Consider the following 25,916-nt stretch of genomic DNA (forward strand, 5'->3'; position numbering starts at 1 on the left):
CCGAGGTGGCCGAGGTTCTCCAGCTTCGACTCCTGCAGGCTCGTGGCGATGGAGATGACCGCGGCCCGCTCCGGCAGTCCGGCCTTCTTCGTGGCGGCGATGATGGCCTTCACGTTGGCGCTCTGCTCATCGTTCAGGGTGATCCGGGACTGATCGCCCTGCGGCTTGGCGCTCTGCACCGCGACCGCGACCGGCTTGGTATCGACCGGGTTGGCGTGGGCGGCGATCGGACCGGCGAAGACACCACCGGCGAACGCGAAACCAGCAACGGACAGCACGCTCTTACGAATGATCGTGTTCATGAGGGTTAGCTCCTTCGGGGGTAAGGACACCCAGCCGCCACAAGGGGGAAACGGCGTGCGGGGTGTGAGCACCTCGTCCGGGCGCATCAGAAATCAAGGGGAAAAGTCTTGGGGGTCGGCGGCCTACGGGCGCAGGGCTCGTGGCGCCGGGTCCAGGTGTAACGACCGGGGGGCCGGGGTCATTCCGGGGGCGGCCCATCCATCGGCACCCTCGTGGAGGCGGTGGCCGAGCGGTCGTTCGTAGGTAACCGTAACGACCGGGCGGGGTCGAGCATTCCAACCCCGGGTCGGCGCTCCAACCCTGAGGCGCGGGGTGGCGGGCCGGTGGTACTGCGATCGTCAGGGTATGTAACGACCCCGGGCCCGCCATGATTCCAGGCCACGGGTGCGACCGGTCACAGGACGGAGGTACCCATACCGGACATCCGGACGGTAGATAACCCAATGTTCCGGGCGTGGACCGATCCCAGAGGGGTGATCGACTCCATGTCGCGGACGTGGGGGCATCCCGGGGTCGGGACACCGCGACATCGCCGATACGGAGGTCGGCCGCCGCGACGAGGCGCGCCCGGGGCGAGGTCGGCAGTCAGCGTTATACCTCTAAGGCATATATATGCCTGTGAGGTATCGCGGCCAACGAGCAACGCCAGCCACCAGACCAGGCGAGGCCACGCCTCGCAGCCTGACCGAACAAGGCCACGCCGAACAGGCCCTCAGAACGGGGCCACGCCGAACACACCCACCGAACAAGGCCACGCCACACATGCCGACCGAGCGCGGCCGGCCACCCATCGGCGGGATGGGCTGGCATAGCGAGGGTTACGAAGCCGGCAAAAGCCTACGATCGGGCAAAAGACTAGAGGAGGCCGTCATGACCGCAGCGTTGGAGATGCCCCGAGTCCAGGAGTGTGTGGTCGCCGCCTGCGCGTACAACAGCGCCGGCGACTGCCACGCCTTCGCGATCACGATCGGCAGCATGGATCACGCGCACTGCCACACGTTCGTCGAGTCGCCCGTCCGGGGCGGTATGGAGAGCCTGATCGCTCAGGTGGGCGCGTGTCAGCGGTCCGACTGCCGGCACAATGAGCAGCTCGAGTGCCACGCGTCGTCCATCAAGGTCGGCCCGGACAACGATCTGGCCGACTGCATGACCTACGACGGCCGCTGACCCTCCGCCCCCAGCCCGTTCAGGGCAGGTCGTTGGCGCGGCGGATCACCGTCACCAGGTCGTCGATGATGCCAGTGAGGGCGAAGTCCCTCGGGGTGAAGACGCGGGCAACCCCGGCGGCCCGGAGCGTGTCCGCGTCACCGGCGGGGATGATGCCGCCAACGACCACCGGTAGGTCCGCCCGACCGGCGGCGCGCAGACCGTCGAGCACCGCGGGCACGGCGGCCAGGTGCGACCCGGAGAGCACGGAAAGCCCGACCAGGTCGACGTCCTCCTCGACGGCGGCGGCGACGATCTGCCCTGCGGTGAGCCGGATGCCCTGGTAGACGACCTCGAAGCCGGCGTCGCGGGCGCGTACCGCGATCTGCTCCGCGCCGTTGGAGTGCCCGTCCAGGCCGGGTTTGCCGACCAGCAGCCGCAGTCGGCCGCTGCCCAGCTCGCGAGCGGTGGCGGTGACCCGCTCGCGGACGGCCGCGAGACCCGGGTCGCCGCCGCTGCCGGTGCCGCCGGCCAGGCCGGTCGGTGCCCGGTACTCGCCGAAGACCTGGCGCAGCGCACCGGCCCACTCGCCGGTGGTCACGCCGACTCGCACACACTCCAGGGTGGCCGGCATGAGGTTGGTGGTGGTCGCGGCGTCCGCGCGGAGCCGGGCAAGGGCCGCGTCGACCGCGGCCGTGTCCCGATCGGCCCGCCACCGGTGTACGCCGTCGACGGCGGCCGCCTCGACCGAAGGGTCGACCTGCTCGACGGCTTCCGCACCGGCGGCGGTCAGCGGGGAGGGTTCGGTCTCGGCGTACCGGTTGACGCCTACCACCACGTCGGCACCGGACTCCATCCGACGGCGGCGCTCGGCCAGCGCGGCGACCAGGGCGCTCTTGAGGTATCCGGTTTCCACGGCGGCAACCACGCCGCCCAACTCCAGCACCTTGTCCAGTTCGGCCCGTGCCCCGGTGACGATCTCGTCGACCAGCGCGGTCATCACGTGCGAGCCGGCGAAGAGGTCGGGATATTCGAGCAGGTCCGACTCGTACGCCAGGACCTGCTGCATCCGCAGCGACCACTGCTGGTCCCAGGGGCGGGGCAGGCCGAGCGCCTCGTTCCAGGCGGGCAGTTGCACCGCGCGGGCCCGGGCATCACGGGACATCGTCACGCCGAGCATCTCCAGCACGATGCGCTGGATGTTGTTCTCCGGCTGCGCCTCGGTGAGGCCGAGCGAGTTGACCTGCACGCCGTACCGGAACCGGCGTTGCTTGGCGTCGGTGACCCCGTACCGGTCCCGGGTGATCTCGTCCCAGAGCACGCCGAACGCGCGCATCTTGGCGATCTCCTCGACGAAGCGCACCCCGGCGTTGACGAAGAACGAGATCCGCTGCACCACGTCGCCCATCCGCTCGGCGGGCACCTGGCCGGAGTCGCGGACCTCGTCGAGCACGGCGACCGCGGTGGCCAGCGCGAAGCCGACCTCCTGCACGGGCGTGGCACCGGCCTCCTGGAGGTGGTACGAGCAGATGTTGACCGGGTTCCACCGTGGCATCTCGCGCAGCGTGTACGCCACGACGTCGGCGGTGAGCCGCAACGACGCCGCTGGCGGAAAGATGTAGGTGCCCCGGGACAGGTACTCCTTGATGATGTCGTTCTGCGTGGTGCCGGCGCAGCGGGCCAGCTCGGCGCCCTGCTCCAGCCCCACGGTGCCGTAGAGGGCGAGCAGCCACATCGCCGGGGCGTTGATGGTCATCGAGGTGTTCATCTCGGCGAGCGGGAGACCGTCGAAGAGCGCCCGCATGTCGCCGAGGTGGGCCACTGGCACGCCGACCCGGCCGACCTCACCGGCGGCCAGCTCGTGGTCCGGGTCGTACCCGGTCTGGGTCGGCAGGTCGAAGGCGACCGAGAGGCCGGTCTGCCCCTTCGCCAGGTTGCGGCGGAAGAGGGCGTTGGTCGCGGCAGCCGACGAATGGCCTGCGTAGGTGCGCATCACCCACGGGCGGTCCCGCTCGGGCAGCCGCCCCGAAGATGCCGTCTCATCCATGGCCGGAGTTTAAGTTACCGTTCAGTAAAACGGGCTGTGGAAAACCACACAGGTCCATGTCGGGGACGTCCGGGTGCGAAGCGGCAGCAGTGGCGCGGACCGCCACACCCCGGGCACGACCCCGACCAGGCCAGGACGCACACTGGACGTCATGGATGACGAGCTGGCCATCTCCGTCCGAGGGCTGCGCAAGGCGTACGGCGACAACGTCGCGGTAGCGGGCGTGGATCTCGACGTCCACCGTGGCGAGGTGTTCGCCCTGCTCGGCCCGAACGGCGCCGGCAAGACCACCACGGTGGAGATCCTCGAGGGTTACCGGGGCAGGGACGGCGGCGAGGTCTCGGTTCTCGGCGTGGACCCCGCGCATCCCGGCCCCGACTGGCGGTCCCGGGTGGGCATCGTGCTCCAGGGCACCGGCGAGTTCGACGAGCTGACCGTCGCCGAGGTGATCCGGCACTTCTCCGGCTTCTATCCCGACGCCGACGACCCGGACAAGGTGATCGAGCGGGTCGGGCTGGCCAGCAAGGCGAAGGCACGCACCCACACCCTCTCCGGTGGGCAGAAGCGCCGCCTCGACGTGGCGCTCGGCATCATCGGCCGGCCGGAGCTGCTCTTCCTCGACGAGCCGACCACCGGCTTCGACCCCGAGGCGCGCCGCGAGTTCTGGGAGCTGATCCGCGATCTGGCTGCCGCCGGCACCACCATCGTGCTGACCACCCACTACCTGGACGAGGCGGAGTCGCTGGCCGATCGGGTCGGTGTGATCGCCGGGGGCCGGCTGGTCGAGGTGGCCGCCCCGAACCGGCTGGGCAACCGGCAGGAGGCCCTCGCGACGGTCTCCTGGCGTACCCCCGACGGGACGTTGGAGAGCGCGCAGAGCGCGACGCCGACGGCCCTGGTGGCCGACCTGGCCGCGCGCTACGGCGGCGAGGTCCCGGGGCTCACCGTGACGCGGCCGACCCTGGAGGACGTCTACCTCACCATGATCGGACACGCGCGATGACCACCACGACGAAGCCGGCGACGCCGGTCGCCGCGACCCGCAGCCGACGGCCGGGTGCCGGCGCGCTCGCCCTGCGGCAGGGCCGGCTGGAGATCACCCAGTTCCTGCGCAGCCGGGAGTCCGTGGTCTTCACCATGGGTTTCCCGATCATCATGATCCTGATCTTCGCGTCGATCTTCAGCGGAGAGATCGGCGGCGGGGTCAAGTACACCCAGTACTTCATCACCGGCATGATCGCGACCGGACTCATGACGGTGAGCTTCCAGAACCTCGGCATCTGGATCCCGATCGAGCGGGACCGGGGCGTGCTCAAGCGCTATCGGGGCACGCCGATGCCGAAGTGGGTCTGGTTCGCCGGCAAGGTGATCATGGTGGTGGCGATCGGCATCGCCGAGACCGCACTGCTGCTGGCCGTCGCGGTGGCGCTGTTCGACCTGGACCTGCCGGGTACGGCCGGGAAGTGGCTCACCTTCGGTTGGGTCTCCGTGCTCGGCGTGACCGCCTGCACCCTGTGCGGTATCGCGATCTCCTCGCTGGCCCGCACCGCCCGCAGTGGCTCGGCGGTGGTCACCCCGGTCGCCCTGGTGCTCCAGTTCATCTCCGGGGTCTTCTTCGTCTTCACCGACCTGCCCACCTGGATGCAGCAGGTGGCGGCGCTGTTCCCGCTCAAGTGGATGTGCCAGGGGCTGCGGTCGGTCTTCCTGCCGTCCGGCTTCGGAGCCCAGGAACCGGGCGGTTCGTTCGAGCTGGGCCGGGTCGCGCTGGTGCTGGCCCTGTGGTGCGTGATCGGCGTGGTGCTCTGCCTAACCACCTTCCGCTGGACCACAAAGCGCGACGGCTAACCCACCCACCTACCCACCCGCCGGCCTCCCGCCCTCCCGCCCTCCCGCCCTCCCTCCCTCCCGCCCGCCCGAGCCGGGCTCCCGCCCGGCACCCCTACCCCGCCGATCTAGGGCTCGTTGTCGCTTGTTGATCTCAAACGACAGCGATTAGCCCTAGATCGACGGGGCGGGGGACGCGGGGGCGCGGGGGGCGGGGGCGCGGGGGGCGGGGGGCGGGGGGGCGGGGCGGGGGTTAGTACGTGTAGAAGCCCTTGCCGGTTTTGCGGCCCAGGTCGCCGGCGGTGACCATGCGCTGGAGCAGCTCCGGCGGGAAGAACTTCTCGTCCGCGGTGTCGGTGTAGATGTTCTTCGAGGCGTGCAGCAGCACGTCGACGCCGGTCAGGTCGGTGGTGGCCAGCGGGCCCATGGCGTGCCCGAAGCCCAGGCGGCAGGCGGTGTCCAGGTCCTCCGCGGAGACCACGCCGGACTCGACCAGCTTGACCGCCTCCACCACCAGGGCGGAGATCAGCCGGGTCGTGACGAAGCCGGCGATGTCCCGGTTGACCACCACGACCGTCTTACCGATCTCCTCGGCGAAGGCCCGCACGGTGGCCAGCGTGGCGTCGCTGGTCTTGTAGCCACGGATCAGCTCGCAGAGCTGCATCATCGGCACCGGGGAGAAGAAGTGCGTGCCGACGACGGCCTCGGGCCGCTCGGTGACCGCGGCGATCTGGGTGACCGGGATGGCCGAGGTGTTGGTGGCGAGCACCGCATCGGCCTTGCAGATCTTGTCCAGGGCGCGGAACACCTCGTGCTTGATCTCCAGCCGCTCGAAGACCGCCTCGACCACGATGTCCGCGTCCGCCGCCGCCTCCAGGTCGGTGGTCGGGGTGATCCGGGCGAGCGTCGCCTCGACCTCGGACGCCTCGATCCGGCCCTTCTCGGCGAACTTCTCCAGTGACTTCCGGATGCCGCCGAGACCCCGGGTGGTGGCCGCGTCGTCCAGATCGCGCAACGTCACCTGCCAGCCGGCCTGCGCCGCCACCTGGGCGATGCCGGAGCCCATCAGCCCGGCCCCGACGACTGCGAGTCGACCCGCCATCTACTTCTCCCTCGCTGCGATTGAGTGCCTCCCTGCACCCTAGTCGGCGAGCCTGAACGATGGCTAAGCCCGGTCGGGCGTCAGATCTCCAGCGCCGGCTCCTCCGGCGTGGTGCCCCGCTCGACGGCCACCCCGAGTGCCCGCAGGTCGGCCACGAAGTCCGGGTAACCCCGGTCGACGTGGTGGACGTGGGAGACCTCGGTGGCCCCCTCCGCGCAGAGCCCGGCGATGATCAGCCCCGCGCCGGCGCGGATGTCGGTGGCCCGCACCGGGGCACCGGAGAGCCGGTCGCGCCCGCGGACCACCGCGTGGTGCCCGTCGGTCTTGATGTCCGCGCCCAGCCGCATCATCTCGTTCGCGAACATGAACCGGCCGTCGAAGATGTTCTCGGTGATCAGGGAGGCGCCGTCGCTGACCGCGGCCAGCCCGATCGCCATCGGCAGGAGGTCGGTGGCGAAGCCGGGGTACGGCAGCGTCACGACGTCCACCGCCCGGGGCGGGTCGTCCATGCGTACGCGGAAGCCGTCCCCCCGGGTCTCCACCAGGCCGCCGGCCGCCACCACCTTGTCCAGCGCGACCTCCAGGAACGCCGGGTCCAGCCCGGTCACCGTCACGTCGCCCCGGGTCATCGCCGCCCCGAATGCCCAGGTGCCGGCGACGATCCGGTCCCCCACCGTGGCGTGTCGGACCGGTCGAAGGCCGGGCACGCCGGTGATCCGCAACGTGGACGTGCCGGCACCGGAGATCCGCGCGCCCATCTGGTTGAGCATGGTGCAGATGTCGACGATCTCCGGCTCCCGGGCCGCGTTGTCGATCATCGTGGTGCCCTGGGCCAGCACCGCCGCCATCACCAGGTTCTCGGTCGCGCCGACGCTCGGGAAGTCCAGCACGATGTCCGCGCCGCGCAGCCCGTGCGGGGCGGAGGCGATGACGAATCCGTGCTCACCGGAGATCTCCGCGCCCATCCGGGTCAGCCCGGAGATGTGCATGTCCAGCCCCCGTGACCCGATGGCGTCGCCGCCGGGATGGGCCACCCGCACGTACCCCCGGCGGGCCAGCAGCGGGCCGAGCACACAGATCGACGCGCGCAACCGTCGGACCAGGTCGTAGTCGGCGTCCGCGCCCGGCTGCTCAGGCACATCGATGGTCACTGAACGGGACCGGGCCACTCCACCGCGGGCGACCATCGGGTCCACCGGGTCGTCCGCCTCGAACCGGACGTCGCAGCCCAGCCGACGCAGCACCTCTCCCATGATCGCGATGTCGGTGATCCGCGGGACATTCGTGATCACACTGCGGCCCGGTGCGAGCAGCGCGGCGGCCATCAACTTCAACGCCGAGTTCTTGGCACCGACCACGTGCACGGTGCCGGCCAGCCGGGCGTCACCGTGGACCCGGATGACGTCGACATCGTTGACCGCTGGATCGCCGGCGTCGCCGGGACCCACCACCACCGGCCAGCCGGCGGTGTTGTCCGGCCGCGTCGGGATCGTCAGGTCGGGAATCCGTAGGCTGTGCGTCATGGCCGTCCACCTCACGCGCATCTACACCAAGGCCGGCGATGCCGGCATGACCAGGCTGAGCAACAACGAGCAGGTGCCGAAGACCGATCCGCGGATCGCCGGGTACGCGGATGTCGACGAGTGCAACGCGGCGATCGGCGTCGCTATCGCCCTGGGCGATCTCGACGAGGAACTGCGGGGCGTGCTGGGGTCGGTGCAGAACGACCTGTTCGACGTGGGCGCCGACCTGGCCACCCCGGTCGAGCCGGATCCGAAGTACCCGCCGCTGCGGGTGACCGAGGAGTACGTCGAGCGCTTGGAAGGTTGGTGCGACGAGTACAACGCACGCCTGAGCAACCTCGACTCCTTCATCCTCCCCGGCGGCACCGCGGGTGCGGCGCTGCTGCACGTGGCGCGGACCATCGCCCGGCGTGCCGAACGGTCAGCGTGGGCGCTGGTCAGCCACGATCCGGAACGGACCAGCCCGCTCCCGGCAAAGTATCTCAACCGGCTCTCCGATCTGCTCTTTATCCTGTCAAGAACGGCAAATCCGGCGGGCGATGTGCTATGGGTGCCGGGCGGCAAGCGCTGAACGTGGGCACTCTGCACCACGTCGAGGTGTGGGTTCCCGATCTGGCCGCCCCCACGCGTAGCTGGGGGCGGCTCCTCGACAAGCTGGGATGGCCGGCTGACCCGACGCCTTGATCAACTCCAGGTCGGCGATGTCTGGGTATCCAGGCCAGCCGGACACCCCGACATCGCCGATACCGTGTCGATCAAGCCGCCGGAAACCCGGACGGCGACCACCAACGGGTCAGGCGGCGGGCCAGTCCTGGGAGGCCAGACGCGGCGAGACCGCCCCCGGAGGGGCGGCCTCGAGCCAAGAGAGGAAACCGGTCACGGTCGACCGCGCCATGGCGATCTCCACCGGTGCGTGGTGACTGGTACAGCGGAGGATCACCCAGTCGGCCGGCATGGAGAGCCGCTCCTGACCTTCCGGCAAGCGACGGCGCTCCACCGCGAGGCCCTTGCGGGAGAGCACACGCTTGGGCCGCAGCGCGAAGCTGAACATCCGATACCAGCGCAGCTCGTCACTCGCGAACCGGCCGAAGCCCGGTGACCAACCGCGACCGTCGAGCATGGTGGTGACCCGGACGCTCAGCCGGATGATGCCACCGCTGCGGGTGACCAGAGCTCGCCGGACGAAGAGGATGAGAAGCGCGCCGAGGATGACAGCAACGCCGATTCCGAATCCTCCGACGATCTCCATCCCCGGTACGGCTCAGCGGCTCTGCGCGGAAACCGGGGTTGCGCTCTCGGCCAACACGATGACGCCGTTGGCGCTCACCGAGAGGAAGCCGCCGGCCACCTCGTAGGAGACCTGCTCACCGCCGGCAAGCTTGATGCGCACCTGGCCGGGCTCGGCGAGCTGGCCGAGCAGCGGCGCGTGCCCTGGCAGGACACCGAGCTCGCCTTCAGTCGTCCGGGCGACGACCATTTCGGCGTCACCCGACCAGACCTTCTCCTCGACGGCGACGAGCTCGACGTGAAGCTGCTGTGCCACGCTGTCTCCTTGCTGCGGCGACGGATTGCCGAAAGTCTAGCCTGACGCCGCCGCGCTCCCAACACGGGTGGGGAGAACCGCGCCACGTCTACTTGGCCTTGTTCAGGAATTCCGGGTGTTCCAGTAGGAACGGGTCGAGTTGCTCGTTGTGCAGGGCTGTGAAGAAGTCCGGTACGCCTGCCTGGAACTGCTCACCCAGGTACTTCTTGCCTTCGAAGACCCCACCACCGGGGAGCTTGATCATCTGGATGGTGTTGGGGCGGACGTCCTTCAGGGCGATCCCGAAGTCGACGACGCTGTTGCCCCGACCGTTGAAGATCAGCGACTGCCCGGCGGCGCGGAGCACCTTGTCGAGCTTGATGGGATTGGACACCACGTCCGCGCTGAACGCCTGGCCGACCATGGCCTTGACGAACTGCTGCTGGTGGCGCTGCCGGCCGTAGTCGGAGTCCAGGACACCATTCTTCGGATAACGCTGCCGGACGTAGTCCAATGCCTGCCACCCGCTCAGGTGCTGGTTGCCCTTCTTGTAGATCGCCTGCGGGCCGACATAGCCCTCACCGCGCGTATTGCCCGGCCGTGCCGTGCCGTCCGGCTGCTTGTGCTCGGACTTCACTTCCCGCTCGATGTACATGTCGACACCGCCGATGGCATCGACGATCTTCTGGAAGCCGGTGAAGTTGATGATCGCGCCGGCGTCGAACCGCTTGATGCCGGTCGCGTTCTGCACCGTGGTGGCCAGCAGCTCGAAGCCCCGAGCAGCGTCCGGGTTCGCCCCGGGGACCCGGCTGCCGAACGACATGGCGGCGTTGATCTTCGTGGTCTCGCCCGGGAAGTCGGCCTTCTTGAACGGCGGGATGTGCACGTAGAGGTCCCGTGGCATCGAGAACAGGTAGGCCCGGTCCATCGACGCCGGCACGTGCAGCACCATGATCGAATCGGCCAGGGGCGCGGCCGTTGGCGTACGCGGGTCGATCCCGACGAGCAGAATGTTGAGCGGGCCCTTGATCTCACTCTTCTTCGCCTGGGCACCTGCCGCCTGGTCGCCGAACAGGTCGGCCTTACCGACCGCCCCCTCGTAGCGGGCCAGGAGCACCTCAGTGCCGACCAGCACCGCCCCGCTGAGCACGGTCAGCACAGTGCCGAACACCGTGCAGATCCTGGCCCAGCGCGGCACACCACGCCAGACGGACGACTTGCGGCCACTCTTGCCGGCCTTACCCACGAGCATCTCCGTTCGTTACGCCCACGAAGAGGAAGACGGGCGCACGTCGTCGAAAGGTTGCAAAGATCAACGCTCGTTCAGGTGAGCGCGGACCGACCGTATCTCGGTCGAGTCGGAACCGACGACCAGGAGTAACGGACCGCGACGATGATAGGACGCGAACATGAACAAAAGACTGCCCCGGCATTGCCGGGGCAGTCTTTTGTTTCAGCTCTGGTCGAGCTGTCAGTCCTTCATCAGTTCCTCGGCCTTGCGCTCCAGGTCCTCAAGACCGCCGCACATGAAGAACGCCTGCTCGGGGAAGTGGTCGTACTCGCCCTCGCTGATCTTGCGGAAAGCCTCGATGGTCTCCTTGATCGGGACCGTCGAGCCCGCCACGCCGGTGAACTGCTCCGCCGCGTAGGTGTTCTGCGACAGGAAGCGCTCGATCCGCCGCGCGCGCTGCACGGTGATCTTGTCTTCCTCGGAGAGCTCCTCGATGCCGAGGATGGCGATGATGTCCTGCAGGTCGCGGTAGCGCTGCAGGATCCGCTTGACCTCGGTGGCGACCTGGAAGTGCTCGGCGCCGACGAACTCCGGGGCGAGGATCCGGGACGAGGACGCCAGCGGGTCCACGGCCGGGTAGATGCCCTTGTCAGAGATCGACCGCTCCAGGTTGGTGGTCGCGTCCAGGTGGGCGAACGTGGTGGCCGGGGCGGGGTCGGTGTAGTCGTCCGCCGGCACGTAGATCGCCTGCATGGAGGTGATGGCCTGACCCCGGACGGAGGTGATCCGCTCCTGGAGCTCGCCCATCTCGTCGGCCAGGGTCGGCTGGTAGCCCACCGCGCTCGGCATACGGCCGAGCAGGGTGGAGACCTCAGAACCGGCCTGGGTGAAGCGGAAGATGTTGTCGATGAAGAGCAGCACCTCCTGCTTCTTCACGTCGCGGAAGTACTCCGCCATGGTCAGCGCGGAGAGCGCCACCCGCAGCCGGGTGCCCGGCGGCTCGTCCATCTGACCGAAGACCAGCGCGGTCTTGTCGATGACGCCGGACTCGGTCATCTCGGCGATGAGGTCGTTGCCCTCACGGGTGCGCTCACCCACGCCGGCGAAGACCGAGGTACCACCGAAGTTGCGGGCCACACGGGTGATCATCTCCTGGATGAGCACCGTCTTGCCCACACCCGCGCCGCCGAACAGACCAATCTTGCCGCCCTTGACGTAGGGGGCGAGCAGGTCGATGACCTTGATGCCGGTCTCCAGCATCTCGGTCTTCGGCTCCAGGTCGGCGAAGGCCGGGGCCTTGCGGTGGATGCCCCACCGGTCGTCGGCCTGGATGGTCTCACCCTCGGTGAGGTTGAGGCACTCGCCGATCGCGTTGAACACGTGGCCCTTGACCGCGTCGCCCACCGGAACGCTGATCGGCTCGCCGCGGTCACGCACCTCCGCGCCGCGAACCAGACCGTCCGTCGGCTGCATCGAGATGGCGCGAACCAGGTTGTCACCCAGGTGCTGGGCGACCTCCAGGGTCAGCGTCTTCTCACCGCCGGACAGGTTCACGTCAACGTTCAGGGCGTTGAACAGGGCCGGCATGGCGTCGCGCGGGAACTCGGCGTCGACGACCGGGCCGATGACCCGGACCACGCGACCCGTGGCCGTCTTGGTCTCTACTGGTGCAGTCATCACACTTCACTTCCCGACGCGGCCAGCGCGTTCGCGCCGCCGACGATCTCGCTGATCTCCTGGGTGATCCCGGCCTGCCGGGCCGAGTTCATCTCACGCGTGTACTTGTCGATCATGTCTTCGGCATTGTCGGTGGCGCTCTTCATCGCCCGCCGCCGTGCCGCCGACTCGCTCGCCGCCGACTCGATCAACGCCGCGTAGATCCGCGTGTTGATGTACCTCGGCAGGAGCGCGTCGAGCAGCGCCTCCGCCTCCGGCTCGAACTCGTACGCCGGCAGCAGCCCCTCGGAGCGCGGCCGGTCCTCCACCTGCATCGGACCGATGACCTTGGTGACCGGGTTCTGCGTCATCAGCGAGTGGAACTCGGTGTAGACGATGTGCAACTCGTCGACGCCGAGCACCCCGTCCGCACCGGCACCGCCGTCGACGTCGTCCGCACCGGCGGTGAACGCCTTGATCAGCGTCTCACCCACCGCACGGGCGTCCTCGAACGACGGCTGCTCGCTGAACCCGGTCCAGTTCGCCTCGATCGGCCGATCGCGGAACCGGTAGAACCCGACGCCCTTACGCCCGATGACGTAGAGCACCGGCTCCTTGCCGTCCGCCTTGAGCCGCGCGATCAGCGACTCCGCCATCCTGATCGCGTTGGAGCTGTAACCGCCGGCCAGGCCGCGGTCGCTGGTGACCAGCAGGACACCCGCCCGCCGCACCCGCTCGCGCGGGGTGAGCAACGGGTGGTCGATCCGCGCGTTGGACGCCAGCGCCGTGAGCACGCCGGTGATGGCCTGGGCGTACGGCAGGGACGCCTGCACCCGGGCCTGGGCCTTGGCGATCCGGCTCGTCGCCACGAGCTCCATCGCCTTGGTGATCTTCTTCATCGACTTCGCCGAGCGGATCCGTTGACGAAGAACGCGTACCTGGGCCGCCACGGGATCAGCTCTCGGCCGGGCGGTCGGTCGTGCCGTCGCGGAAGCGGGTCACCGTCTCGCGGTTCTCCTCGCCCTCCAGCGGCGTGGCCGGTGCGTCGTTGACCTGACGCTCGTCGGCCTTGCCGAGGAAGACCTGCTTGAACTCGCTGATCGCGGAGTCCAGGGAGGCGATGATGTCATCGCTCCACTGGTTGTCGGCGATCCCGGCCAGCACACCCGCGTGCTTGTGCCGCAGGTACTGGAGGAACTCCGCCTCGAAGCGCCGGATCTCACCCACGGGGATGTCGTCCAGCTTGCCCTCGGTGCCGGCCCAGACCGAGACGACCTCTTCCTGCACCGGGTACGGCGAGTAGTTCGGCTGCTTGAGCAGCTCGACCAGGCGGACGCCGCGGTCCAGCTGGGCCCGGGAGGCCCGGTCCAGGTCGGAGGCGAAGGCGGCGAACGCCTCCAGCTCGCGGTACTGGGCCAGGTTGAGCCGCAGTGAACCGGCGACCTTACGCATCGGCTTCACCTGCGCCGCGCCGCCGACCCGGGAGACCGAGGTGCCGACGTTGATCGCCGGCCGGACGCCCTGGTTGAACAGGTCGGTCTCGAGGAAGATCTGGCCGTCGGTGATCGAGATGACGTTGGTCGGGATGAAGGCCGAGATGTCGTTGGCCTTCGTCTCGATGATCGGCAGACCGGTCATCGAGCCGCCACCCAGCTCGTCGGAGAGCTTCGCGCAGCGCTCCAGCAGGCGGGAGTGCAGGTAGAAGACGTCACCCGGGTACGCCTCGCGGCCCGGCGGGCGACGCAGCAGCAGCGACACTGCCCGGTACGCCTCGGCCTGCTTGCTCAGGTCGTCGAAGACGATGAGGACGTGCTTGCCGCCGTACATCCAGTGCTGCCCGATGGATGAGCCGGTGTACGGGGCGAGGTACTTGAAGCCGGCCGGGTCGGATGCCGGGGAAGCGACGATGGTGGTGTATTCCATCGCCCCGGCCTCCTCCAGCTGCCCCTTGATCGAGGCGATCGTGGAGGCCTTCTGGCCGATACCGACGTAGATGCAGCGAACCTGCTTCTTCGGGTCGCCGGTGCGCCAGTTGTCCCGCTGGTTGAGGATGGCGTCCAGCGCGACCGTGGTCTTGCCGGTCTTCCGGTCACCGATGATCAACTGCCGCTGGCCCCGACCGATCGGGGTCATCGCGTCGATCGCCTTGATGCCGGTCTGCAGCGGCTCGGACACCGACTGGCGGGACATCACGTTCGGAGCCTGCAGCTCCAGCTCGCGGAAGCCCTCGTTGGCGATGTCACCGAGCCCGTCGATCGGCTGGCCGAGTGCGTCGACCACGCGACCGAGGAAGGCGTCGCCGACCGGGACGGAGAGCACCCGCTCGGTGCGCTTGACGCGCTGCCCCTCCTCCAGCTTGGAGGAGTCACCGAGAACGACGACACCGATCTCCCGGACGTCGAGGTTCAACGCCACGCCGAGCGTGCCGTCCTCGAACTCCAGGAGCTCGTTGGTCATGGTCGAGGGCAGGCCCTCGACGTGGGCGATGCCGTCGCCGGTGTCGGCGACGGTGCCGACCTCCTCGCGGGAGACGTCGGACGAGTAGGAGGAGACGTAGCGCTCCAGGGCGCCGCGGATCTCTTCCGTCGAGATGGTCAGCTCGGCCATCCTCTGCTTCCTTAAAATTCAGGGGCCCGGGATACCTAGTACCGACCGGTCCGAATGGCGTCTGTCAATCCGGGCGCTGGGCGACGAAGCCGCCCCAACGCTGGGCGGCGGAGCCGCTCAGCGCTTCGCGAGCGCGTTGCGAGTCTCGTTGAGGCGGCGGAGGATGGTGCCGTCGTACAGGTCGGAATCGACCCGCACGCTCACGCCACCCAGGACGTGGGGGTCGACCGTCTGCTTGACGGAGACCTCTCGACCGTATATCGCGCTGAGGCTCGCACCCAGGCGGCGCTCCTCCTCGTCACTCAACGGGGCCGCCACGGTGACGTAGGCCACCTGACGGTCCCGCCGTTCGGCGGCGAGCTCGACCAGCCGGGTGAGCGATCCACTGAAGGAGCGCCCTCCGAAGCCGGACAGCGCCACCTCGATGAGGCGGACGGTGGCCAGGCGAGCCTTGCCGGCGAGCAACTCGCCGACCAGGACCCCCCGCTGGTCCACTGGGGCCGCGGGGTTGGACAGCACCGCCGAGAGCGCGGGCTGGCCGGTGACGACCTGCCCGAAACGGAACAGCTCGTCCTCGACCTCGCCCAGGTCACCGGCGGCCTCGGTGCTGGCCAGCACCGCCTCCACACCGAGCCTCTCGGTGCCGTCGAGCAACTCCGACGGCGCCGACCAGCGGCCGGCGACCAGCGCGGCGAGCAGCTCGAGCGCTGCATCGCCGATCTTGCCGCGCAGCATCCCGCTGAGCAGTTCGGCGCGGTCCTCGCCGGACCGGGCCGGGTCCGAGAGCGCCCGGCGCAGCCGGGGCTCCCGTCGCAGCAGCCCGGCGACGGCGAGCAGGTCGTTCGCGGTGTGCGCCACGTCGACCGCGTCGGTGCCGCGAACGTACGCGTCGAGGCGCTCGGCCGCGACCTTGTACGACTCCCGGCTGGCGGCCTGCATCAGCGGGCCCCCGTGCTCTCGAGACCGCTCAGGAACCGGTCGACGGTGCCCTTGCGTCGCGCCTCGTCGGCCAGCGACTCCCCAACGATCTTGCTGGCCAGGTCCACCGCGATCGTGCCGACCTCGGCACGCAGCTCACGCACGATGGTGGCCCGCTCGGCGGCGAGCGCGTCCTTGCCGGACTGGATGACCCGGTCGGACTCTTCCCGCGCCTTGGCGAGGATGTCCTGCCGGATGCCCTCGGCGTCGGCCCGAGCATCGTCACGGATCTTGGCGGCGTCGGTCCGGGCCTCAGCGAGCTGGGCACGGTACTGCTCGAGCAGCTGGTTCGCCTCGGCCTGGGCGGCCTCGGCGCGCTTGATGCCGCCCTCGATCGCGTCGACCCGAGCCTGGAACGTCTGCTCCATGCGCGGGAAAACGAACTTCATCAACACGAAGCAGAGCACGGCGAAGGCGACCGAACCAACCACGATCTCCTGCCAGAGCGGGATGATCGGGTTGTGGGTCGACTCACCACCCTCAGCGGCGAGGAAATACATGGTTACCTCCCGGTCTAAGGGCGGAATCAGCTAGCAGTACCGGCCCAGATGAAGCCGAAGGCGATGCCCAGCAGCGCCAGCGCCTCGATGACGGCGAAGCCGATCCAGACGTAGGGCAGGGTCATCCGCGAGGATTCCGGCTGACGGGCGGTCGACTGAATGTAGGCAGCGAAGACCAGGCCAACGCCGATGCCCGGGCCGATGGCGGCGAGGCCGTAGCCGATGGCAGCGGTGCTACCGGTGACCTCGGCGAGAACGCTAGCGTCCATTGGTGTGGTTCCTCCTGGTTATCACGCGTGACTCTCACGCGGGACGACAACGGTTGGTGCGGTGGATCAGTGCTCGTCGGCGAGCGCGCCCTGCACGTAACTGGCGGTGAGGACGGTGAAGACGTATGCCTGCAGGCAGATCACCAGGAACTCCAGGAAGGTGAGCGCGATGGTCATCACCCAGGAGAGCACCGAAACCGGGGCCAGCCAGGCGTTTGCGCTCAGCATGGCGAAGCCGCCGAGCGTGAAGACCAGCAGGAGCATGTGACCGGCGAACATGTTCGCGAAGAGACGAACCGCGAGCGAGAACGGCCGGACGATGAAGGTCGAGAAGAGCTCGATCGGGATCAGCAGCGGCAGGATGTACCACGGTGCCGGCGGAATCAGCGAGTTCTTGAAGTACTTCACGAAGCCGTGGTGCCGGATGCCGATGTAGTTGAACAGCACGTAGCTGATGATCGCGAGGATCGCCGGGAAGGCGATGTGCGAGTTCGGCGAGATCTGGAAGAACGGGATGATCGCGAACGCGTTCGTCAACAGCACGAAGCAGAACAGCGTCGTGAAGTAAGGGGCGAACCGCACACCCGCGTGACCGATCATGTCGACCGCGATGTTGTTCCGCACGAAGCCGTAGATCGACTCAGCGAACCACTGCTTCTTGGTCGGCACCAGCTGCGGGTTCCGGTAGGTCGCCAGGAAGAAGATGATCAGGACGCCGACCGCGATCCAGACCATCGCCGTGATCTTGGTGAACCAGTATGAGTCGTGCGCACCCCAGGGCAGGATGCTGGGCAGGTAAAAGTCCTCCACACTGGGTGGGAATGCCGCCTGGCCCGCTGCCAGAACGTTCGCCTGTCCGAACACCGCGTCCCTTCCTAAGTAGGCGTGCCGAGTCGGCGGACGACCAGGATGATTCCCCCGGCCATACCGAGCACGACGCCGATCCCGGTGGCGACGCCGCCGGTGTCGAGCCACTGGTCAACCAGCCAGCCGATGAAACCCCACACGAGCATGCCTCCGATGAGGTAGCTGAGCGCGGTCCAACCCTGACCGGCACCGGACGGAATTTCGTCTGGTTCGCCGGCGGGACGGGGGGTTTGGTCACCAGCCATGACGGGGCGAACGATATCAGCCGGGAAGACGAGGCTGTGCCTCACCCCCCGCACAACCGTGGTTGTGTGGGCTTCTCGTGGGCGCCGTCGTCTGTGGGCACGCTACTCCCCTTCCGCCCGTCGGAAAATGACCGGAGGCCGACACATTGCCGCGCGTCCGCTGGGTGGGACGACCGGCCGATCGGCAGGTCAGCTGCGCGACCGGCGGGCGTGCACCGTGGTCAGCCACCAGATGTGCACCGCAGTCCACACTGCCACCCCGGCGACGATGCCGAGGCAGAGCGGGATCAACCCAGGCCAGCCGGTGGATGCCACCGCCACCATCACCACACCCAACAGGGTGAACTTCAGCACGTACAGGCCCAGCCCGAGCGGCAACAGCAGCTGCGGGTTGATCTGGTCGGCCCGGGCCAGCACCACCGTGGTGAGGGTGTAGCTGAGCACCGTGACGCCCACCCCGACGGCCGCGCCGAACGCGGCCGTCGTCCCGCCGGTCACGGCACCCACCACCGCGGCTACCGCGGCCAGCGCGGCCGACGCGGTCAGGAGCACCGGCAGGTGTCGCAGCCGCCAACGCCGGTCGTTGTCAGCCTCGACCATCCCGGGCTCAGCCACGGGGGTACGCCGGGAACGCCGCGACCAGCTCGGCCACCTCGGCACCGACCCGGGTCAGCTCGTCAGCGCCGCCCGGTGCACCGGGATCGGTGCGCACCGCGCGGGCGATCAGGGAGGCGACCTGCCGTAGCTCCCCCTCCCGCATGCCCTGCGTGGTGACACTCGGCGTGCCCACCCGGATGCCGGAGGCCACCATCGGCGGCTGCGGGTCGTACGGGATGGCGTTCTTGTTCAGGGTGATCGACGCGGTGTCGCAGCGACGCTCGGCCTCGGCGCCGGTCACCCCCAGCTCCCGCAGGTCGATCAGGGCGAGGTGAGTGTCGGTGCCACCGGACACCGGGCGCATCCCCTCGTCGGCCAGCCCGGCGGCGAGCGCCTGGGCGTTGCTGACCACCTGCCTGGCGTACGTCTGGAACTCCGGCTGGGCGGCCTCGCGCAGCGCGACCGCCTTGGCGGCGACCGCGTGCATCAGGGGGCCGCCCTGGGTGAACGGGAAGACGGCCTTGTCGATCCTCTGGGCCAGCGACTCGCGGCACAGGATCATGCCGCCACGCGGGCCGCGCAGCACCTTGTGGGTGGTGGCGCAGACGACGTCGGCGTACGGCACCGGGGACGGGATCGCCCGACCGGCGACCAGGCCGATGAAGTGCGCCGCATCCACCATCAGGTACGCGCCGACCTCATCGGCGATCTCCCGGAACCGCGCGAAGTCGATCAGGCGCGGGTACGCGGTCGCGCCACAAATGATCAGCTTGGGTCGGTGCGCGCGCGCCAGGTCCCGTACCTCGTCGTAGTCGATCAGCTCGGTGTCCGGCCGGACCGGGTAGCCGACCGGGTGGAACCACTTGCCGGAGAAGTTCACCCGGCTGCCGTGGGTGAGGTGCCCACCGTGCGGCAGGTCCATCGCCAGCACCGTGTCCCCCGGCTGCACAAGCGCGGCGTACGCGGCCAGGTTGGCGCTCGCCCCGGAGTGCGGCTGGAGGTTGGCGTGCTCGGCCCCGAAGAGCTCCTTCGCCCGCGCGATGCCGATCTCCTCGGCCCGGTCCACCTCGGCGCAGCCGCCGTAGTAACGCCGGCCCGGGTAGCCCTCGGCGTACTTGTTGGTCAGCGTCGAACCGAGCGCGGCCAGCACCGCCGGCGACGTCAGATTCTCGCTGGCGATGAGCTGCAGGCCGCCCCGCAACCGGTCCAGCTCGCCGAGGACCACCCCGGCGATCTCCGGATCGGTGGCCCTGAGCTGCGCAAAATCCGGCCCCCAGAAGGTGCTCGTCTCGGTCTCCACAGCGAACGAGTCTAGGGGGCCGCACACTGGGACTCGTGAGATGCCTCGTCACCGGAGCCACGGGTTACATCGGCGGGCGGCTGACGCCACTGCTGCTCGCCGACGGGCACACCGTGCGCTGCCTGGCCCGCAAGGCGGTCCGGCTGCGCGACGTGCCCTGGGCCTCGGCGGCCGAGATCGTCGAGGGGGACCTCAGCCGGCCGGAGACACTGCCCGCCGCGTTCGCCGACGTGGACGTCGCCTACTTCCTGGTGCACTCGCTGGGCCGGCCCGACTTCGAGGCAGCTGACCGGACGGCGGCGACCAACTTCGCGGAGGCGGCCCGCGCGGCCGGCGTACGCCGAATCGTCTACCTGGGCGGCCCGGAGCCGGCGTCCGACGAGGAGGTGCCCTCCCCGCACCTGCGGTCCCGGGCCGAGGTGGGCCGGATCCTGCTGGCCAGCGGTGTGCCCACGGCGGTGCTCCGCGCCGCGGTGATCATCGGCTCGGGCTCGGCGTCGTTCGAGATGCTGCGCTACCTCACCGAGCGTCTTCCCGCCATGATCACCCCACGCTGGGTCCGCAACCGGATCCAGCCGATCGCGGTCCGCGACGTGCTGCGCTACCTGGCCGGATGCCGTGAGCTGCCGCCAGAGGTCAACCGGGGCTTCGACATCGGCGGGCCGGACGTGCTGACCTTCAGCGAGATGATGCAGCGCTACGCCCGGGTGGCCGGGCTGCGCCGGCGCGTGATCGTGCCGGTCCGCCCGCTCACCCCGTCGCTCTCCTCGCACTGGGTCGGCCTGATCACCCCGGTGCCGAACGCGATCGCCCGCCCCCTGGTGGAGAGCCTGATCCACGAGGCGGTCGCGCACGAACACGACATCGCCCGGTACGTGCCCGACCCACCCGGCGGGCTGACCGGCTTCGACCAGGCGGTGGCGCTGGCGCTCGCCAAGGTGCGCGACGCCCAGGTGGAGACCCGCTGGTCGACCGCCAGCGGCCCGGACGCGCCCGCCGAGCCGCTGCCCAGCGACCCGGACTGGTCCGGCGGCACCGCCTACACCGATGTCCGGGAGAAGGCGGTGGACGCTCCACCGGCGGCGCTCTGGCGGGTCATCGAGGGCGTCGGCGGCGAACACGGCTGGTACTCGTTCCCGCTCGCCTGGTCGATCCGCGGCTGGCTGGACCGGCTGGTCGGCGGCGTGGGGCTGCGTCGGGGCCGGCGCGACCCGCATCGCCTACAGGTCGGTGAGGCGCTGGACTTCTGGCGGGTCGAGGAGATCGTCCCGGGCGAGCTGCTGCGACTGCGCGCCGAGATGCGGCTGCCCGGCCGGGCCTGGCTGGAGATGCGGGTGCTGCCGACCGACGGTGGCCGCAGCCGCTACCAGCAACGCGCGGTCTTCCTGCCACGCGGGCTGGCCGGGCACGCCTACTGGGGATCGGTGGCCCCGTTCCACGCGGTGGTCTTCGGCGGAATGGCGCGCAACATAGCCCGCAACGCCGAACAAACCCCCTAACCCCCCACCCCCCACCCCCCCGCCCCACCGCGCCCGCCCACCCCACCCGACCCCGCCCGACCCCGCCCACCCCACCCCACCCGCGTCGATCATGGAGTTGTGGTGCCGCGCAGAAGGGGCGTGTATGGAGCAAACGCCCACCACAACTCCTTGATCAACTGAGTCGGGGGTGGGGGCGGGGGCGGGGGTGGGGTGGGTGGGTGGGTTAGTTGCCGGTGCGGGCTCCGGTGACCTGGAGGGCGGTGCGTTCACTCGGCGGGACGAAGTCGCGTACCGGTTGGTCGCGCAGGGCGGCGGAGAGCACCTCGCCGACCGCGTTCACCATTCGGGCCTGCACCGCCTGACCGACCGCGTCCCGGGGATCGTCCGGGTTCGCCGCCATCGAGGCGACCACGAGCTGCGGAGTGAACGCCACCACCGTCTCCGTCTCGTACCGCTCCGAGCTGCCGGTCTTGCCCGCCACCGGACGGCCGAGCTTCGCGCGCAGATCGGGTGCGGTGGCACCGTCGCATCGCCCGTACATCGACTGGTCGCCGACCGGGCAGCGGGCAGCGTCGGTGGCCGCGCGGGCCACGTCGGCGTCGAGCACCTGCCGGCAGTTCGGCTTGGCGGCGGCGACCGGCCGTCCGCCCGCGTCGGTGATCGAGACCACCGGCAGCGGCGCGCACCAGGTTCCCTCGGCCGCCACCGTGGCGTACGCGGTGGCCAGGTCGAGTGGGGTGGTGGCGGCCACGCCCAGGGTGAACGCGCCCCAGTCCTTCGCCTCGTACCGGGCCAGCCGGGCATCGGAGTCGGCGCGCAGAACGATGCCGAGCCGCTCGGCCATCTCCACCACCCGGTCGGCGCCCACCCGCTCGGTGAGCCAGGCGAAGTAGGTGTTCACCGAGCGCCCGAACGCGCTCCACATGGTGCGCGGGCCGTCCATCGACGACGGGCTGGCGTTCGCCGGGCACCAGCGGCCGTCGCAGCTCGCCTCACCGGTCGCCGGGAAGCGGGTGAGCAGCTGGGTCGGCGCCACGAAGTCGGTCGACAGCGGCAGGCCGGACTCCAGCGCGGCCAGCATGGTGAAGAGCTTGAACGTCGAGCCGCCCTGGTACCCCTCGATCGCGCCGCCTCCGGCGATCAACTGGTTGACCGTGTTCGGATGGTTCTTCTGCCCGACGGGGTTGCCCTTCACGCTGTAGGCGCGGTTCACCGACATCGCCAGCACCCGCCCGGTGCCCGGTTGGACCACCGCGGTCGGCACCGCCTGGGCTTTCGTCGGTTGATAGATCTTCAGCACCTGCTCGGTGGTGGCCCGCTGCACCCCCGGGTCCAGCGACGACACGATGGAGAGCCCGCCCCGGCGCAGCGTGCGCTGCCGCTCGTCAGCGGTCGCCCCGAATGCGGACTGGCTGCTCCACCAGCGGGTGAACCAGTCGCAGAAGAAGCCCCAGTCGTTGTGCGCTTCGGGCACCGCCGTGCAGTCGTTCGGGGTCTCGCTGGGCCGTAGCTGCAATGGTTCGGCCCGCGCCGCCGCCGCCGCGTCCGCGGGGACCTGCCCCGACTCCACCAGCCGTTCCAACACGTACGACCGCCGCGCCAGCGCGCTGTCGGCGTCGCCGTTGATCGGGTCGTCGGTGTCCGGCGATCGGACCAGGCCGGCCAGCAGCGCCGCCTGGGCCAGGGTCAGCTCGGCCGGGGATCGGGAGAAGTAGCGCTTGCTGGCCGCCGCGATGCCGTACGCCCCGGCGCCGAAGTAGGCGATGTTGAGGTAGCGGGTGAGGATCTCCTCCTTGTCGAGTTCCCTCTCCAGCGCGAGCGCGTACCGCATCTCCTGGAGTTTGCGGACGGTGGTGAGCTCGGTGGCGGCCTGGCGCTGTTGCTCGGTCAACCGAGCGTCGCTGCTGAGCACGTTGCGGACGTACTGCATGGTCAGCGTGGAGGCACCCTGCCGGGTCTGGCCGTCGCGCCTGTTGACCGTGAACGCGCGTACCACGCCCCGCAGGTCCACCCCGCTGTGCTGGTAGAACCGGACGTCCTCGGCGGCCACGATCGCCTGGCGCATCACCGGGGCCACCTCGTGCAGCGGCACGTCCGTTCGGTCCTCCTGGTAGAAGGAGGTGATCAGGGTGGTGCCGTCGTTGGCGTAGAGGTTGGAGCGCTGGGCGGTGGGCGGCGCGCGGAGCGTGTTCGGCAGCTCCGAGTAGGGCGTCGACAGGGCACTGAAGCCGATCCCGAAGACCAGGGCCACCGGTAGGGCGGCCACGGCCAGCACCAATCCGGCCAGCACGCCGGCGATCACCACGGTCAGCAGTTTGTCGAGATGGGCCCGGATCATCAGCTCTCCCCGCAGGAGCCGGTCACGCTAGGACCCGTTCAGAATGACCCGGAACGCCCCTTTCGCCCCAGGTTTTCCCCAAACCCGGAGGGAAACTCGCACCAGGTTCAGGGCAGCAGCGCGCCGGCGAGCGGGTGGACCGTCTCCTCGATCTCGTCAGCGACCCGGCTGAAACACTGGTCGCCGCGACCCCACGGGTCGTCCAGATCATCGGTGGGCAGCGCCGAAGCGCCCAACCGGGCGTCGTGAGCCGCCGCCACCAGGGCCACACCCCGGGCGTACACGGCCTCCGGGGTCGCCTCGCCCGGCGGCAACGCGGCGGCGTCCACCGCGGCCAGCAGCCTGCCGAACTCACCCAGCACGAACGTGCGGGCCGCCGCGTCCGGCCGCAGCGCCACCACGTACTCCTGCTGATCGGCCGTGGCGGTCAGGACCAGGTCGGCGGCGTCGATGTGATCCGAGCGCAGCTTGCGCGCGGCAAAGCCCTCCACGTCCCCACCACGGCCGGTGACCTGCCGCGCCGCCGGCGGGTTCATCTCCTCGCCCGCGTGCCAACCACCTGTGCCAGCGCTGTGGCTGTGCACCAACTCCTCGGCCCCACCCGGATCCTGCGCACGCCGCGTCAACCGCTCCCGCACCGCGAGGGCGAGCAGCCGCTCCGCCATCGGCGAGCGGCAGATGTTGCCCATGCAGACGTGCAGAACCGTGAACGGGGGCACTCAGACCCCCCGCTCGTCGATGAGATCCGGCACGACGTCGCGCAGCTTCTCCAGTGGGATCGCACCGGCCCGCAGCAGCCGCGGCACCTCACCGGTCAGATCCACGATCGTGCTGGGCACCGGGTCCGGGCAGGGCCCGGCCTCCAGGTATGCCCGCACCGAATAGCTGAGCTGGTCACGCGCCTCCTCGGCGGTCACCGCGGCGGGCTGGCCGGTCTTGTTGGCCGACGAGACCGCCATCGGGCCGGTCTCGCGCAGCACCTCCAGCGCCACCGGGTGCAGCGGCATCCGCACCGCGACCGTGCCCGACTTGTCGCCCAGGTCCCACTGCAGGCTCGGCGAGTGCTCGACCACGATCGTCAGCGCACCCGGCCAGAACGCCTCCACGAGGTCCCGTGCGGCCGTGGGCAGCGAGAAGACCAACCCGTCCAGCGTGTGTCGCGAGCCGATCAGCACCGGCGGCGGCATCTGCCGGCCCCGGCCCTTGGCGTCCAGCAGCGCCTTGACCGCGTACGGGGTGAACGCGTCCGCGCCTATCCCGTAGACGGTGTCCGTCGGAAGGACGACCAGCTCGCCGTTCTTGACCGCCTCGATCGCCGCAGCAATGCCGCGGTCCCGATCGGCGGGCGACCGGCAGTCGTAGAGCATCACGAGGAGTCAGTCTGCCACGCCGCGCCGATCGGGGCGTGCTGGCCGTCCGCCCGTCGGGACGCGGTGGCATAGCGGGGGCGGCCGGTGAGGTCCAGATGCTCAGTGACGGCGGTGAACTGGCCGCCCTCGCGGAGCAGCTCAGGCACCGCCGCGCCGTGCGTGTCGTCGTGCTCGACGCCGACCACGCCGCCGGGGCGCAGCAGCGCCGCCGCCCGGATGACGACCGGCCGGATCACCGCCAGGCCGTCCGCGCCGCCGAAGACCGCCTCCGCCGGGTCGTGCCCGGCCACCTCCGGCGGGACCACCACATCGTCCGGCACATACGGCGGATTGCAGAGCAGCACGTCCACCCGACCCACCAGGTCGGCGAGCAGGTTCGGCGCCGTGACGTCGGCCTCGACCACCTCGATCGGGCGGTCCCCTGCCGCAGCCCGCTCCGCCGCGTTGCGCCGCAACCAGGCCAGCGCCGCCGGAGACCGCTCCACCGCGATCACCCGCGCCCGCGGCAGCTCCTGGGCCACCGCCAGCGCGATCGCGCCCGAGCCGCTGCACAGGTCGACCACCACCGGGTCGGGCCGGCCCTGGGCCTGCTCGACGCCCCAGCCGGCCAGCAGCTCGGTCTCGGGCCGGGGCACGAAGACACCCGGGCCGACCGCCAGCTCGAGGTGGCGGAACCCGGCCCGACCGGTCAGGTGCTGCAACGGCTCGCGCCCGGCACGACGGCGCGTCAGGCCGTCGAGCCGCGCCAACTGGTCGTCGCTGAGGTCGTCGGCGAGCGCCAGCCGACCCCGGGGCACCCCCAGCACGTACGCCGCCAGCAGCTCGGCTTCCACCCGGGCCGAGCCAACCCCTGCGGCGGCGAGCGCGCGGGCTGCCCGGGCCACCGCGGCGGACGGGCGGATGGGGCCTGTCCCTTCGGGGGGGTGTTGCGGCAGAGTACTCACGACATAATCATGAGGCGTCGCGGGCGACGTGACGAACGGTGCGCGCAGGCGCGCACGACGGGAGGT

General features: G+C 70.0%; 25 protein-coding genes and 1 pseudogene. 5 read left to right on the forward strand and 21 right to left on the reverse strand.

Annotated features, from left to right (window positions below):
- Positions 1-302: pseudogene (locus ABZT18_RS04425) on the reverse strand (hypothetical protein); the annotation flags it as partial.
- 871 nt (positions 303-1,173) lie between these two features.
- Here ABZT18_RS04425 and ABZT18_RS04430 point away from each other — a divergent pair.
- Complete coding sequence (locus ABZT18_RS04430; protein WP_354995232.1) at positions 1,174-1,470, forward strand: DUF1540 domain-containing protein; 297 nt, start codon at positions 1,174-1,176, stop codon at positions 1,468-1,470.
- Between the two features lie 19 nt (positions 1,471-1,489).
- Here ABZT18_RS04430 and ABZT18_RS04435 read toward each other — a convergent pair whose 3' ends face one another.
- A complete protein-coding gene (locus ABZT18_RS04435) occupies positions 1,490-3,496 on the reverse strand; it encodes a protein meaA (RefSeq protein WP_354995233.1) in 2,007 nt (668 codons plus the stop codon).
- 151 nt (positions 3,497-3,647) lie between these two features.
- Here ABZT18_RS04435 and ABZT18_RS04440 point away from each other — a divergent pair, with 151 nt between their 5' ends.
- Together ABZT18_RS04440 and ABZT18_RS04445 are read left to right on the forward strand one after the other, a co-directional pair.
- Complete coding sequence (locus tag ABZT18_RS04440; protein WP_354995234.1) at positions 3,648-4,499, forward strand: ABC transporter ATP-binding protein; 852 nt, start codon at positions 3,648-3,650, stop codon at positions 4,497-4,499.
- A complete protein-coding gene (locus tag ABZT18_RS04445) occupies positions 4,496-5,341 on the forward strand; it encodes an ABC transporter permease (RefSeq protein WP_354995235.1) in 846 nt (281 codons plus the stop codon). Before ABZT18_RS04440 ends, ABZT18_RS04445 begins: the two co-directional genes overlap by 4 nt.
- Before the next feature lie 232 nt (positions 5,342-5,573).
- On the opposite strand, the gene ABZT18_RS04450 is transcribed toward ABZT18_RS04445, so the two are convergent.
- Positions 5,574-6,422, reverse strand: coding sequence for a 3-hydroxyacyl-CoA dehydrogenase family protein (locus tag ABZT18_RS04450; protein WP_354995236.1), 849 nt, complete (start codon positions 6,420-6,422; stop codon positions 5,574-5,576).
- 80 nt (positions 6,423-6,502) lie between these two features.
- Complete coding sequence (gene murA, locus ABZT18_RS04455) at positions 6,503-7,945, reverse strand: UDP-N-acetylglucosamine 1-carboxyvinyltransferase (RefSeq protein WP_354995237.1); 1,443 nt, start codon at positions 7,943-7,945, stop codon at positions 6,503-6,505.
- Here murA and ABZT18_RS04460 point away from each other — a divergent pair.
- Complete coding sequence (locus tag ABZT18_RS04460) at positions 7,944-8,516, forward strand: cob(I)yrinic acid a,c-diamide adenosyltransferase (protein ID WP_354995238.1); 573 nt, start codon at positions 7,944-7,946, stop codon at positions 8,514-8,516. The genes murA and ABZT18_RS04460 overlap by 2 nt on opposite strands.
- A 222-nt stretch (positions 8,517-8,738) precedes the next feature.
- Here the strand turns inward: ABZT18_RS04460 and ABZT18_RS04465 are convergent, their stop codons facing one another.
- The 13 genes from ABZT18_RS04465 to glyA all read right to left on the reverse strand — a co-directional run bounded on the left by ABZT18_RS04465 (position 8,739) and on the right by glyA (position 19,717).
- Positions 8,739-9,194, reverse strand: coding sequence for a DUF2550 domain-containing protein (locus tag ABZT18_RS04465; RefSeq protein WP_354995239.1), 456 nt, complete (start codon positions 9,192-9,194; stop codon positions 8,739-8,741).
- A 12-nt stretch (positions 9,195-9,206) separates the two neighbouring features.
- Positions 9,207-9,488 carry a F0F1 ATP synthase subunit epsilon gene (locus ABZT18_RS04470; RefSeq protein WP_354995240.1) on the reverse strand — a complete coding sequence of 94 codons (282 nt, stop codon included), beginning with the start codon at positions 9,486-9,488 and terminating at the stop codon, positions 9,207-9,209.
- An 88-nt stretch (positions 9,489-9,576) separates the two neighbouring features.
- Positions 9,577-10,719 carry an LCP family protein gene (locus ABZT18_RS04475; protein ID WP_354995241.1) on the reverse strand — a complete coding sequence of 381 codons (1,143 nt, stop codon included), beginning with the start codon at positions 10,717-10,719 and terminating at the stop codon, positions 9,577-9,579.
- A gap of 219 nt (positions 10,720-10,938) precedes the next feature.
- Complete coding sequence (gene atpD, locus ABZT18_RS04480; RefSeq protein ID WP_354995242.1) at positions 10,939-12,375, reverse strand: F0F1 ATP synthase subunit beta; 1,437 nt, start codon at positions 12,373-12,375, stop codon at positions 10,939-10,941.
- Positions 12,375-13,304, reverse strand: a complete 930-nt coding sequence (locus ABZT18_RS04485; RefSeq protein WP_354995243.1) for a F0F1 ATP synthase subunit gamma — start codon at positions 13,302-13,304, stop codon at positions 12,375-12,377. The genes atpD and ABZT18_RS04485 overlap by 1 nt, the downstream gene beginning before the upstream one ends.
- Positions 13,305-13,308: 4 nt before the next feature.
- Complete coding sequence (gene atpA, locus ABZT18_RS04490) at positions 13,309-14,961, reverse strand: F0F1 ATP synthase subunit alpha (protein ID WP_354995244.1); 1,653 nt, start codon at positions 14,959-14,961, stop codon at positions 13,309-13,311.
- Between the two features lie 117 nt (positions 14,962-15,078).
- Positions 15,079-15,900, reverse strand: a complete 822-nt coding sequence (locus tag ABZT18_RS04495; protein WP_354995245.1) for a F0F1 ATP synthase subunit delta — start codon at positions 15,898-15,900, stop codon at positions 15,079-15,081.
- A complete protein-coding gene (locus tag ABZT18_RS04500; RefSeq protein WP_354995246.1) occupies positions 15,900-16,439 on the reverse strand; it encodes a F0F1 ATP synthase subunit B in 540 nt (179 codons plus the stop codon). Before ABZT18_RS04500 ends, ABZT18_RS04495 begins: the two co-directional genes overlap by 1 nt.
- Before the next feature lie 26 nt (positions 16,440-16,465).
- The gene (locus ABZT18_RS04505; RefSeq protein ID WP_328419844.1) at positions 16,466-16,708 is read right to left on the reverse strand and encodes a F0F1 ATP synthase subunit C; all 243 of its coding nucleotides are present in this window, start codon (positions 16,706-16,708) and stop codon (positions 16,466-16,468) included.
- A gap of 66 nt (positions 16,709-16,774) precedes the next feature.
- Positions 16,775-17,572, reverse strand: coding sequence for a F0F1 ATP synthase subunit A (atpB, locus tag ABZT18_RS04510; protein ID WP_354995247.1), 798 nt, complete (start codon positions 17,570-17,572; stop codon positions 16,775-16,777).
- An 11-nt stretch (positions 17,573-17,583) separates the two neighbouring features.
- Complete coding sequence (locus ABZT18_RS04515) at positions 17,584-17,820, reverse strand: hypothetical protein (RefSeq protein WP_354995248.1); 237 nt, start codon at positions 17,818-17,820, stop codon at positions 17,584-17,586.
- Between the two features lie 189 nt (positions 17,821-18,009).
- Positions 18,010-18,420 (reverse strand): hypothetical protein, encoded by a 411-nt coding sequence (locus ABZT18_RS04520; RefSeq protein WP_354995399.1) that lies wholly within the window; start codon positions 18,418-18,420, stop codon positions 18,010-18,012.
- Between the two features lie 7 nt (positions 18,421-18,427).
- Positions 18,428-19,717 (reverse strand): serine hydroxymethyltransferase, encoded by a 1,290-nt coding sequence (glyA, locus tag ABZT18_RS04525; RefSeq protein ID WP_354995249.1) that lies wholly within the window; start codon positions 19,715-19,717, stop codon positions 18,428-18,430.
- 35 nt (positions 19,718-19,752) lie between these two features.
- On the opposite strand from glyA, the gene ABZT18_RS04530 reads away from it, so the two are divergent.
- A complete protein-coding gene (locus ABZT18_RS04530) occupies positions 19,753-21,216 on the forward strand; it encodes an SDR family oxidoreductase (protein ID WP_354995250.1) in 1,464 nt (487 codons plus the stop codon).
- A gap of 205 nt (positions 21,217-21,421) precedes the next feature.
- Here ABZT18_RS04530 and ABZT18_RS04535 read toward each other — a convergent pair whose 3' ends face one another.
- The 4 genes from ABZT18_RS04535 to prmC form a co-directional block, all read right to left on the reverse strand.
- Positions 21,422-23,536 carry a transglycosylase domain-containing protein gene (locus ABZT18_RS04535; RefSeq protein ID WP_354995251.1) on the reverse strand — a complete coding sequence of 705 codons (2,115 nt, stop codon included), beginning with the start codon at positions 23,534-23,536 and terminating at the stop codon, positions 21,422-21,424.
- 107 nt (positions 23,537-23,643) lie between these two features.
- Positions 23,644-24,255 (reverse strand): phosphotyrosine protein phosphatase, encoded by a 612-nt coding sequence (locus tag ABZT18_RS04540; protein ID WP_354995252.1) that lies wholly within the window; start codon positions 24,253-24,255, stop codon positions 23,644-23,646.
- Positions 24,256-24,903, reverse strand: coding sequence for an L-threonylcarbamoyladenylate synthase (locus ABZT18_RS04545; protein WP_354995400.1), 648 nt, complete (start codon positions 24,901-24,903; stop codon positions 24,256-24,258). It abuts the gene before it with no gap.
- A complete protein-coding gene (prmC, locus tag ABZT18_RS04550; protein WP_354995253.1) occupies positions 24,903-25,850 on the reverse strand; it encodes a peptide chain release factor N(5)-glutamine methyltransferase in 948 nt (315 codons plus the stop codon). The genes ABZT18_RS04545 and prmC overlap by 1 nt, the downstream gene beginning before the upstream one ends.
- Positions 25,851-25,916: the final 66 nt, after the last annotated feature.

It is taken from the genome of Micromonospora sp. NPDC005291 (assembly GCF_040607415.1).
GTDB lineage: Bacteria > Actinomycetota > Actinomycetes > Mycobacteriales > Micromonosporaceae > Micromonospora.

What these genes read in the sequence shown, in the direction of transcription:
- ABZT18_RS04515 (WP_354995248.1), bottom strand. Translation starts at nt 17,820, where the DNA reads ATGGCTGGTGACCAAACCCCCCGTCCCGCCGGCGAACCAGACGAAATT.
- ABZT18_RS04445 (WP_354995235.1), top strand. Translation starts at nt 4,496, where the DNA reads ATGACCACCACGACGAAGCCGGCGACGCCGGTCGCCGCGACCCGCAGC.
- atpA (WP_354995244.1), bottom strand. Translation starts at nt 14,961, where the DNA reads ATGGCCGAGCTGACCATCTCGACGGAAGAGATCCGCGGCGCCCTGGAG.
- ABZT18_RS04545 (WP_354995400.1), bottom strand. Translation starts at nt 24,903, where the DNA reads ATGCTCTACGACTGCCGGTCGCCCGCCGATCGGGACCGCGGCATTGCT.
- ABZT18_RS04495 (WP_354995245.1), bottom strand. Translation starts at nt 15,900, where the DNA reads ATGCAGGCCGCCAGCCGGGAGTCGTACAAGGTCGCGGCCGAGCGCCTC.
- ABZT18_RS04440 (WP_354995234.1), top strand. Translation starts at nt 3,648, where the DNA reads ATGGATGACGAGCTGGCCATCTCCGTCCGAGGGCTGCGCAAGGCGTAC.
- ABZT18_RS04465 (WP_354995239.1), bottom strand. Translation starts at nt 9,194, where the DNA reads ATGGAGATCGTCGGAGGATTCGGAATCGGCGTTGCTGTCATCCTCGGC.
- ABZT18_RS04475 (WP_354995241.1), bottom strand. Translation starts at nt 10,719, where the DNA reads ATGCTCGTGGGTAAGGCCGGCAAGAGTGGCCGCAAGTCGTCCGTCTGG.
- atpD (WP_354995242.1), bottom strand. Translation starts at nt 12,375, where the DNA reads ATGACTGCACCAGTAGAGACCAAGACGGCCACGGGTCGCGTGGTCCGG.
- ABZT18_RS04520 (WP_354995399.1), bottom strand. Translation starts at nt 18,420, where the DNA reads ATGGTCGAGGCTGACAACGACCGGCGTTGGCGGCTGCGACACCTGCCG.
- ABZT18_RS04460 (WP_354995238.1), top strand. Translation starts at nt 7,944, where the DNA reads ATGGCCGTCCACCTCACGCGCATCTACACCAAGGCCGGCGATGCCGGC.
- murA (WP_354995237.1), bottom strand. Translation starts at nt 7,945, where the DNA reads ATGACGCACAGCCTACGGATTCCCGACCTGACGATCCCGACGCGGCCG.
- ABZT18_RS04500 (WP_354995246.1), bottom strand. Translation starts at nt 16,439, where the DNA reads ATGTATTTCCTCGCCGCTGAGGGTGGTGAGTCGACCCACAACCCGATC.
- ABZT18_RS04450 (WP_354995236.1), bottom strand. Translation starts at nt 6,422, where the DNA reads ATGGCGGGTCGACTCGCAGTCGTCGGGGCCGGGCTGATGGGCTCCGGC.
- ABZT18_RS04505 (WP_328419844.1), bottom strand. Translation starts at nt 16,708, where the DNA reads ATGGACGCTAGCGTTCTCGCCGAGGTCACCGGTAGCACCGCTGCCATC.
- ABZT18_RS04435 (WP_354995233.1), bottom strand. Translation starts at nt 3,496, where the DNA reads ATGGATGAGACGGCATCTTCGGGGCGGCTGCCCGAGCGGGACCGCCCG.
- ABZT18_RS04535 (WP_354995251.1), bottom strand. Translation starts at nt 23,536, where the DNA reads ATGATCCGGGCCCATCTCGACAAACTGCTGACCGTGGTGATCGCCGGC.
- ABZT18_RS04430 (WP_354995232.1), top strand. Translation starts at nt 1,174, where the DNA reads ATGACCGCAGCGTTGGAGATGCCCCGAGTCCAGGAGTGTGTGGTCGCC.